Source organism: Rhizobium sp. BR 315 (assembly GCF_050577975.1).
Lineage (GTDB): Bacteria > Pseudomonadota > Alphaproteobacteria > Rhizobiales > Rhizobiaceae > Rhizobium > Rhizobium miluonense.
Genome location: NZ_JARWKZ010000038.1, coordinates 50,803 through 59,681 on the forward strand (window position 1 = coordinate 50,803; position 8,879 = coordinate 59,681).

The following is an 8,879-nucleotide window of genomic DNA, read 5'->3' on the forward strand; positions in this document are numbered from 1 at the left end:
AACAGAGGAAAGAAACAATGCAAGCTCGCATGAAGAACCCAGCTCTCGTCCTGCCCGAAACACTGCAGGCGCTTATGGCCGTCAGCAATTCGATCAAAGATCGTGGCCTCTCGGAAAACACCATGGACCTCGTGCATCTTCGCGTCAGCCAGATCAACGGCTGCAGCGTCTGCACCGATATGGGCTTTCGCAAGTTGCAGAAGGCGGGCGAAACGATGGAACGTATCGTCGGCGTCTCTGCCTGGCGCGAAATGCCCTATTTTTCGGATGCCGAGCGCGCGGCTCTTGCACTTGGCGAAGCCGTCACCCGGCTTGCCGACCGTCCGGATGCCGTCACCGACGAGATTTGGAATGAAGCCGCAAGACATTACGACGAGAAGGCATTGTCCGCCCTCATCGTTGCGATCGCGCTCGACAATGTCTGGAACCGGCTGAACTCCACAGTTCGCCAGCGCGCAGGAGCCTCCTGGAACTGAAGGACGCCGGAGCGTGCCGATCCTTCTCCCCTGCGAAAGGGGAGAAGGCGATTTCCTGGTCTCAGGCTTCTCCAACCCGTGCTGTCACCAGCAATTTCGCCAGCCAATCGACGAAAACGCGCACCTTATTGCTGAGGTGCCGGTTGGGCGGATAGACGATGTGCATGGGCATAACGGGCCGGGTCCAGCCGGAGAGGACAGGCACGAGGTCTCCCCTGGCAAGGGCATCTCGCGCCATGAAGCTCGGCACCTGCGCGATGCCGAGGCCGGTCAACGCCGCATGAATGTAGCTGCGGCCGTCATTTACCGAGACGATATAGCGGGGGCTGATCTCCAGAGACTCATTGCCGCGTTCGAAGAGGAAAGGAACCGTACGGCCGGTTTGCGAGCGAAAGTAGCAGACCGCATGGTGACTGGTTTCAAGGTTCTCCGGCCGTTCCGGGACGCCGTGCTTCTCGATATAAAGGGGAGATGCGCATGTGACGAAGTGCATTTCGCCGACGCGCCGGGCGATCAGCGACTGGTCGCTGGGCATGCCGGCGCGCAAGGCGCAATCGACATTCTCGGCCAGATAGTCCACGAGCCGGTCGCCGACGCCGAGATCGATGTGGATGTCGGGGTAGCGCTGGTGGAAGTCACATAGCGCGGGCATGACGATCCGTTCTGCGAAGGCGCCGGCCATTTCGACGCGCAGGCGGCCGCCCGGCAGGCTTTGCGAATTGCTGATGCTGCCATCCAGTTCCTCGATTTCGGAGAGGATCTGAATGGCGCGCTCGTAATAAAGCGCACCGTCCGTCGTCACCATGACGCGCCGGGTCGTCCGGTTCAGAAGCTTGGCGTGAAGATGCGCCTCGAGCGATTGGATGAGCGTCGTCACCGTCGCCTTCGGCATGGAAAGGGCTGCGGCGGCGCGGGTGAAGTTACCCGTCTCGACCACGCGCGCGAACGCCCGCATTGCTGATAATTGGTCCATTCTGTGATGTCCCTTGACCTCGCAGAAAAGAGGTCGATTGTTTGTGATCCTGAATAGTCTGATCGAATATAGGCTACTTATTCTCGAAGCGGAATAACAATATGTTCTAATCGTGATTGTTGCAATGCGGCATGGGGGCGCCAAAGACCGCATTATCGAGAATATGATTGAAAGCATGTTAGAGGGCTGCTGGATATGGATCATATTCACTCGAACAGATAGGGATTTGGGTCGATGAGTGCGCCGTGGAAAGATGTTGTGCTGGAAAACGTGCCTACGGGGCCGGTGGCAGCTCGGATCTATAACGGCGAAGGTTTGAAGAAGGCGGCACCCCTCGTGCTCTATCTGCACGGCGGCGCTTTTCTCGATACCGACCATGCGATCAACAGACCGGTGGCGGCAAGCCTCGCAGAGGCCGGAGCCATCGTGGTTGCGGCTGATTATACGAGCTGTAATCAGAATGCTTTTCCGAAGGTGCTCGAATGCGCCTACGGGATTCTCGCTTACCTCAGCAACAAGCGGAACATGCTTGCGCTGGGCGGGGCGAAAAAATCGCTGCTGTTTGTCGCCGGAGAGGAATCGGGTGGCAATGTTGCAGCGGGTGTCGCTTTAAAGGCGCGCGATCAAATACCCGGTTCGCTGGACGGACAGGTGTTGATATCGCCTTTGCTCGATCCTTTCATGGGGTCGAAATCTTTCCTCCAGGCGGAGGAAAGCGGCATGCGCGAGCGCTGGACGGAGGGTTGGAACCGTTACCTGGGTTTCCTGGGCGGTGTCTGTCACCCCTATGCGGCGCCTCGATACTGTTCGCGGCTTTCGGGCCTTGCGCCGGCATTGGTGCTCACGGCCGAGGACGACCCGCTCCGCGACGAGAGCATGGAATACGGCAGTCGGCTGAGAGATGCTGGCGTCCGTGTTCGCCAGCAAGTCCTCCCCGCCGGGACAGGCTGGCCCACTCTCTACGGCGGGCATTCGAAGGACAGGCCTTCATGGCAACACGATGTATGCTGTTGTTTCAAGGGTTTTGTCGAAGACGTGCAGGCTTGATCGACGGCAGCATTCCGATCGCGAGGGAAAACGCCGATCTGGATGGGATGCCGGAAGCAAAGGCAGAAGCGATCTCCGCGAGGATACGCGGCGCTTCAGGCCCCTGACTGTATCGAGACAATAGGAATTTTCGGTTCCCGCGTCCCAAGAGGGGACCAAAGGAGAGACTAACATGAAGTCCAACGGTAAGCGCTGGGCCCTGTGGGGCGCCGGCATGGGTGTTGCTGTGGCCATTTCAGGCGCGGCTTTCTATCTGGAGCTGCCGCGCGGTGCTCAGGCAACCGAGGCAACCGGTCCGGTAGCGAAGCCGGCCATCCCGGTCACGGTCGCAGCCGTGGAGCCGCGCGATATCACATCCTGGCAGGAGTTTTCCGGCCGGCTGGAAGCCATCGACCGCGTCGAAGTTCGCCCACGGGTCGCCGGCGCAATTCAGTCAGTGCACTTCCGCGAAGGGGCTTTGATCAAGCAGGGTGACCTGCTTGTGACGATCGATCCTGCACCCTATGAGGCAACGGTCGCACAGGCACAAGCGCAGGTATCGGCTGCCAAGGCGAAGCTCGATCTGACCAAGGTCGAAGTCGGCCGCGGCCAGAAGCTCTTCGACAACAAGACGATTTCGCAGAGCGACATGGATGCGCGCACCAGCAACTATGCCGAAGCGGAAGCCAATCTGAAGGCGGCGCAAGCGGCCTTGCAGACGGCACAATTGAACCTCGACTATACGCAGGTCCGCGCTCCGATCGCCGGCCGCGTCGGCAAGATCGCCGTCACCGTCGGCAACCTCGTCGCTGCCGGCTCGTCATCCCCGGCGCTGACGACGCTCGTTTCGGTCGATCCGATCTATGCGAGCTTCAATGCGAACGAGCAGACCGTCACCCAGGCGCTGGCGGAGCTGCCGGCGACCGGTGGCGCGGTTCCGCCGGTCGAGCAGATCCCGGTTCAGATCGGCACCTCCAGTGACAGCGGCACGCCGATCAAGGGTAAGTTGCAGCTGATTGACAACGAAGTCGATGCGGCAAGCGGCACCGTCAGCGTTCGGGCTGTCTTCGACAATCCCGGCGGACGTCTCATCCCCGGCCAGTTCGTGCGGGTCCGTATGGGTCAGCCGAAGGCCGAGAACAGGATCGTCATCGACGATCGGGCAGTCGGCACCGACCAGGACAAGAAGTTCGTCTTCGTCGTGGATGGCGAGAACAAGGTCAATTACCGGCAGGTCCAGCTCGGGTCGTTGGTTGACGGCCAGCGAGTGATCGAGAACGGCCTGAAAGCCGGCGAAAAGATCGTCGTCAACGGGCTGCAGCGCATCCGTCCCGGTGCAGTCGTCGCACCGCAGTTGGCAGAGAAGGTCGCGACCGCTCAGTAAGACTTCGCCTTCTGCCCGAGGGCAGAAGGCCGACATTCCGAAATCACATGATCCGCCGGCGGCTCTCAAATCGTCGGACAGGAATTTTGCATCCGTTCTCACCCCAGAGGGGGCTTTGATATGAACATCTCCAGATTCTTTGTCGACCGTCCGGTCTTTGCCGGTGTTCTTTCGGTCCTCATCGTGGTCGCCGGCCTGATCGGCCTCAGAGCGCTGCCGATCTCCGAATATCCAGAGGTCGTGCCCCCGTCTATTGTCGTGCGCGCCACCTATCCCGGCGCCAACCCGACCGTCATCGCCGAAACGGTGGCGACGCCGCTCGAAGAGCAGATCAACGGCGTCGAGGGCATGCTCTACATGTCCAGCCAGGCGACATCAGACGGCGCTCTCAACGTGACGGTCACCTTCAAGCTCGGCACCGATCCGGACAAGGCGCAGCAGCTCGTGCAGAACCGCGTTTCGCAGGCCGAGCCGCGCCTGCCCGCGGAAGTCCGTGCCCTCGGCATCACAACCGTCAAGAGCTCGCCCAATTTCATCGTGGTCGTCAACCTCGTCTCGGACGGGGCCGACCACGACATCACCTATCTGCGAAACTATGCGACCCTGAACATTAAGGATCGGCTCGCCCGGATCGAAGGCGTCGGGCAGGTGCAGGTCTTCGGCGCCGGCGACTATTCCATGCGCGTGTGGATCGATCCGCAGAAGGCGGCCGAGCATAATCTTGCCGCCAGCGACATTAGCAATGCGATCAGCTCGCAGAACGTCCAGGCTGCGGCTGGCATCATCGGTGCCTCACCCAGCCGGCCGGGCGTGGATCTGCAACTCAACGTCAATGCCCAGGGCCGCCTGCGCACCCCTGAGGAGTTCGGCAACATCATCGTCAAGACGGGCGCCAACGGCGAGATCACCCGCCTTCGCGACGTCGCCCGCGTCGAGCTTGGTGCGCAAGACTATACGCTGCGTTCGCTGCTCGACGGCAAGCCGGCCGTCGCCGTCGCGGTTCTCCAGGCGCCCGGTTCGAACGCGATCGAGATCGCGAATAACGTGCGCTCGACCATGAACGTGCTGCAGCAGGCCATGCCTGCGGGTGTTAAGTACGAGATCGTCTACGACACGACGAAATTCGTCCGTGCCTCGATCGAGAAGGTGATCGACACGCTGCTCGAAGCCATCGCGCTCGTCGTCCTCGTCGTCATCCTGTTCTTGCAGACATGGCGCGCCTCGATCATCCCGCTAATCGCCGTCCCGGTGTCGATCATCGGCACTTTTGCGGTGATGTATGTCTTCGGCTTCTCGATCAACGCGCTTAGTCTGTTCGGCCTGGTGCTAGCGATCGGTATTGTCGTGGACGACGCGATCGTGGTGGTCGAGAACGTCGAACGTAATATCGAGAACGGGCTCAGTCCGCGAGACGCTACCTACAAGGCCATGAAGGAGGTCTCCGGTCCGATCATCGCGATCGCGCTGGTCCTCGTCGCGGTCTTCGTGCCGCTAGCCTTCATCTCCGGCCTGTCCGGCCAGTTCTACCGCCAGTTCGCGCTGACGATCGCCATCTCGACGGTCATCTCGGCCTTCAACTCGCTCACCCTGTCTCCGGCACTGGCATCCCTGCTCCTGAAGGGCCATCATGCGCCGAAGGATCGGTTGACACGGATCATGGACGCGGTCTTCGGCTGGTTCTTCCGCGGCTTCAACCGGGCGTTCGGAGCAGGTTCGAAATACTACGGTAAGGGCATCGGCGGCCTGCTGTCGCGCAAGAGCATCGTCATGGTGATCTATCTCGCGCTGGTGGGAGCAACCTATAGTCTGTTCACAACGGTTCCAGGCGGTTTCGTGCCGTCGCAGGACAAACAGTATCTGATCGGCTTCGCACAGTTGCCGGATGCCGCAAGCCTCGACCGTACGGAAGACGTGATTAAGCGCATGACGGACATTGCGCTGAAGCAGCCGGGCGTCGCCAATGCGATCGCCTTCCCGGGCCTGTCGATCAACGGTTTCACCAATTCCTCGAATGCCGGCGTCGTTTTCGTGACGCTGAAGGACTTCGACGAGCGCAAGACGCCGGACCTTTCTGGCGGGGCGATCGCCATGGCGCTGAACCAGAAGTTCGGCGTCATCCAGGATGCCTTCATCGCCATGTTCCCGCCGCCGCCGGTCAACGGTCTCGGCACGACAGGCGGCTTCAAGCTGCAGATCGAGGATCGCGCCGGCCTCGGCAACCAGGCGCTCGACCAGGCGGCCAAGGCAGTGATCGGCAAGGCCTACCAGACACCGGAACTCGCCGGCATCTTCTCGAGCTTCCAGATTAACGTGCCGCAGCTTTTCGCCGATCTCGACCGCGCCAAGGCCGAGCAACTCGGGGTCTCCGTCACCGACGTCTTCCAGACGCTGCAGATCTATCTCGGTTCGCTCTATGTGAACGACTTCAACGCCTTCGGCCGCACCTACAGCGTCCGCGTGCAGGCCGATGCCAAGTTCCGGGCTCAGCCGGAAGATATCGGCCAGTTGAAGGTCCGTTCGGCATCGGGTCAGATGATCCCACTTTCAGCCCTGCTGAAGGTGAACGCCACGACCGGTCCGGAACGCACGAACCGCTATAACGGTTTCCTGGCGGCCGACATCAATGGCGGCCCGGCGCCCGGTTTTTCGTCGGGCCAGGCACAAGCAGCGATCGAGAAGATTCTGCATGAGACGTTGCCGCCCGGTATAGACTTCGAATGGACGGACTTGACCTACCAGCAGATTCTGGCAGGCAATTCCAGCGTCGTCGTCTTCCCGTTGGCGCTGCTGCTGGTCTTCCTCGTGCTGGCCGCCCAATACGAGAGCCTGACCTTGCCGCTCGCCATCGTCATGATCGTGCCGATGGGTGTATTGGCGGCGCTGACCGGCGTCTGGCTCACGGGTGGGGACAACAACATCTTCACCCAGATCGGCCTGGTGGTGTTGGTGGGCTTGTCGGCGAAGAACGCGATCCTGATCGTGGAATTTGCCCGCGAGCTGGAATTCGAAGGGCGCACACCGGTTCAGGCCGCGATAGAGGCTAGCCGCCTGCGTTTGCGTCCGATCCTGATGACTTCCATGGCCTTCATCATGGGTGTTGTGCCGCTGGTCACCTCGACTGGTGCCGGTGCCGAAATGCGCGCGGCCATGGGTGTTGCGGTGTTTGCCGGCATGATCGGCGTCACCTTCTTCGGCATCTTCATGACGCCGGTCTTCTATGTGCTGATCCGCAGCCTGACGGGCAACCGTCCGCTGAAGCAGCACCATCACAACGACAACGAACATTCGGCGGAGGTACTCCCGATCGCCGCCGAATAAGGGCCGTGCCAAGCGGTACTCCAGTGCTCGACGCGCCAAAGGCGGGACCTCAAGGTCCCGCCTTTTCTTTTATGTGATCTATATTTCTGTTTTGCCTAATCTATTGGGCTCCAGAGGAATTTGCCGTATGGCCGCTGATTTCCTTTGCATGCTGGCACCATAGGTCTATCAAGCTTTTGGATGAGTTGATTGACGTACGTCGAGCATGAGGAGCCGCTCGCGGAGCCGGTGGGTTTCAAGGGCAATAGTGTGCAGGAGATCATTGCCGGATGCGTCGGCATGGTCGATCGCCATATTGCTTCCGGAGCCCGCGCGTTCCAATTCGGAGGATAGTCGATGAGTGGCAAGAAGATCGCTTTTCTCGGTACGGGATTGATGGGGGCGCCGATGGTGCGGCGGCTGCTCGCGGCCGGCTTTGCGGTGACCGTCTGGAATCGCGACCGGAGCAAGGCCGAGCCTCTGGCCGCCGACGGCGCCATCGTCGCGGATACGGCGGTGGAGGCGGCGCGGGGAGCAGCGGTGCTCTTCACCATGCTCACCAATGGCGGTGCCGTCAGCGAAGTCCTGTTCGGCAGCGGCGTTGCCGAAGCGCTGGAAGCCGGTGCCGTCGTGATCGATAATAGCTCGATATCGCCGGCCGTTGCGCGCGAACATGCGGCAGCGCTCGCCGAGCGCGGCATTCATCATATCGACGCTCCGGTTTCAGGCGGAGTCGTGGGTGCGAAGGCAGGGACGCTTGCGATCATGGCCGGCGGCGATGCCGATGTCATAGACAGCGTTCGCGAGATCATGGCGCCTCTCGGTCGCGTGACGCGCGTTGGCCCGAGCGGCACCGGACAGCTCGCAAAGCTCGGCAATCAGCAGATCGTTGCGGTGACGATCGGCGCCGTCGCAGAGGCGATGCTGCTGGTCGAAGCCGGCGGCGGTTCGCGCGAGGCCTTTCGCGCCGCCATTCGCGGCGGCTTTGCCGAGAGCAAGATCCTGGAACTGCATGGCCAGCGCATGATCGAGCGCAATTTCGAGCCGGGTGGAACCGCCCGCAATCAATTGAAAGATCTCGATACGGCACTTGCCGCTGCCCAAGGCCTGTCGCTCAATTTACCGCTGACCGAAGCTATCAGGGCCGAATTTGCAGAATTCGTCAAGAGTGGTGGCGGGGAGCTGGATCACAGCGGTCTGCTGCAGCATCTGGAAGATAAGAATGCCCGAGGAAAGGCTTGAGGAAGAGATGAGCGATAAGGGAGCATCCAAGCGTCGTCTGCGTTCGCAGGACTGGTTCGACAATCCGGATCACATCGATATGACGGCGCTCTATCTCGAGCGCTTCATGAATTACGGCATCACGCCGGAAGAGCTGCGCTCCGGCAAGCCGATCATCGGCATTGCCCAGAGCGGCAGCGATCTCACGCCCTGCAATCGTCATCACCTCGATCTTGCCAAGCGCGTGCGCGACGGCATTCGCGATGCAGGCGGCATTCCGATCGAATTTCCGACACATCCGATCTTTGAGAACTGCAAGCGCCCAACAGCGGCACTCGACCGCAATCTGGCCTATCTCGGTCTGGTGGAAGTGCTCTACGGCTATCCGCTCGACGGCGTCGTCCTGACGACCGGCTGCGACAAGACCACGCCATCGGCGCTGATGGCCGCTTCTACCGTCAATATTCCGGCAATCGTTCTCTCCGGCGGCCCTATGCTCGAC

Annotated in this window: 7 protein-coding genes and 1 pseudogene; 7 read left to right on the forward strand and 1 reads right to left on the reverse strand. The window is 61.0% G+C overall.

The features are described 5' to 3' along the window. Positions 1 to 17 precede the first annotated feature (17 nt). Positions 18 to 476, forward strand: coding sequence for a carboxymuconolactone decarboxylase family protein (locus QD409_RS26335; protein ID WP_092848488.1), 459 nt, complete (start codon positions 18 to 20; stop codon positions 474 to 476). A gap of 61 nt (positions 477 to 537) precedes the next feature. Here the strand turns inward: QD409_RS26335 and QD409_RS26340 are convergent, their stop codons facing one another. Further along, positions 538 to 1,449: a LysR family transcriptional regulator gene (locus QD409_RS26340; RefSeq protein ID WP_092848486.1), complete on the reverse strand. Its 912-nt coding sequence runs from the start codon at positions 1,447 to 1,449 to the stop codon at positions 538 to 540. A 234-nt stretch (positions 1,450 to 1,683) separates the two neighbouring features. On the opposite strand from QD409_RS26340, the gene QD409_RS26345 reads away from it, so the two are divergent. The 6 genes and pseudogenes from QD409_RS26345 to xylD all read left to right on the forward strand — a co-directional run. Further along, positions 1,684 to 2,496 (forward strand): alpha/beta hydrolase fold domain-containing protein, encoded by an 813-nt coding sequence (locus QD409_RS26345; protein ID WP_092848479.1) that lies wholly within the window; start codon positions 1,684 to 1,686, stop codon positions 2,494 to 2,496. A 172-nt stretch (positions 2,497 to 2,668) separates the two neighbouring features. After that, a complete protein-coding gene (locus tag QD409_RS26350; protein ID WP_092848469.1) occupies positions 2,669 to 3,859 on the forward strand; it encodes an efflux RND transporter periplasmic adaptor subunit in 1,191 nt (396 codons plus the stop codon). 120 nt (positions 3,860 to 3,979) lie between these two features. Beyond that, positions 3,980 to 7,177, forward strand: a complete 3,198-nt coding sequence (locus tag QD409_RS26355; protein ID WP_092848463.1) for an efflux RND transporter permease subunit — start codon at positions 3,980 to 3,982, stop codon at positions 7,175 to 7,177. Positions 7,178 to 7,366: 189 nt separating this feature from the next. After that, positions 7,367 to 7,510 carry a hypothetical protein gene (locus tag QD409_RS26360; protein WP_159432163.1) on the forward strand — a complete coding sequence of 48 codons (144 nt, stop codon included), beginning with the start codon at positions 7,367 to 7,369 and terminating at the stop codon, positions 7,508 to 7,510. Positions 7,511 to 7,513: 3 nt separating this feature from the next. Then, positions 7,514 to 8,398 (forward strand): NAD(P)-dependent oxidoreductase, encoded by an 885-nt coding sequence (locus QD409_RS26365; RefSeq protein WP_430764052.1) that lies wholly within the window; start codon positions 7,514 to 7,516, stop codon positions 8,396 to 8,398. A gap of 7 nt (positions 8,399 to 8,405) precedes the next feature. Beyond that, a pseudogene (gene xylD, locus QD409_RS26370) lies at positions 8,406 to 8,879 on the forward strand (xylonate dehydratase XylD); the annotation flags it as partial.

What these genes read in the sequence shown, in the direction of transcription:
- QD409_RS26345 (WP_092848479.1), top strand. Translation starts at nt 1,684, where the DNA reads ATGAGTGCGCCGTGGAAAGATGTTGTGCTGGAAAACGTGCCTACGGGG.
- QD409_RS26350 (WP_092848469.1), top strand. Translation starts at nt 2,669, where the DNA reads ATGAAGTCCAACGGTAAGCGCTGGGCCCTGTGGGGCGCCGGCATGGGT.
- QD409_RS26335 (WP_092848488.1), top strand. Translation starts at nt 18, where the DNA reads ATGCAAGCTCGCATGAAGAACCCAGCTCTCGTCCTGCCCGAAACACTG.
- QD409_RS26355 (WP_092848463.1), top strand. Translation starts at nt 3,980, where the DNA reads ATGAACATCTCCAGATTCTTTGTCGACCGTCCGGTCTTTGCCGGTGTT.
- QD409_RS26340 (WP_092848486.1), bottom strand. Translation starts at nt 1,449, where the DNA reads ATGGACCAATTATCAGCAATGCGGGCGTTCGCGCGCGTGGTCGAGACG.
- QD409_RS26365 (WP_430764052.1), top strand. Translation starts at nt 7,514, where the DNA reads ATGAGTGGCAAGAAGATCGCTTTTCTCGGTACGGGATTGATGGGGGCG.